This is a genomic window from Pseudoalteromonas sp. MMG013 (assembly GCF_018100885.1).
Classification (GTDB): Bacteria; Pseudomonadota; Gammaproteobacteria; order Enterobacterales; family Alteromonadaceae; genus Pseudoalteromonas; species Pseudoalteromonas aurantia.
On the sequence record NZ_JAGJEE010000118.1, the window covers coordinates 1 to 463 of the forward strand.

The following is a 463-nucleotide window of genomic DNA, read 5'->3' on the forward strand; positions in this document are numbered from 1 at the left end:
CCGTTACTTGGGTCAATCACATTACGAGTGCCTGTCCTATCTGAATCACGTAGCAACCGGCTTTGTGTCCCTGTCACTTTTGATAACAGCTTACCTTCAGCATCAAAACGCATATAGCGCGCATTCACATCGGCACCATGGTCCTCTGGTGTATAACGCGCATCGGTAACATGCTCCTCTATACGCGTGCGATTGCCATTGGCATCATAACTTGAGGTGGTTTCTGCTTTCATCAGGTTAATGCTGCCTTCATGCCCCGCTTTGGGTGTGCCTGATGAGGTCTTCTCTAAATACCCCTCTCGGCCAATGTAGGTTTTCTTAAAGTCTTGAATAAGATTGGTACTGCCCGAATTATCAGTATACGTATACTTATCTAACCGCCCCGCAACCGCATAAGTGAAACCACTTGAGGTAGACACATTTCTTAAGTCGTCTTTATTCCACACTTGGTTATTAAACAAAG

Annotated in this window: 1 protein-coding gene; it reads right to left on the bottom strand. The window is 45.6% G+C overall.

The features are described from left to right. Window positions 1–463, bottom strand: a 463-nt coding sequence (locus J8L98_RS24610; RefSeq protein ID WP_210998686.1) for a hypothetical protein, incomplete at both ends; no start/stop codon positions are given.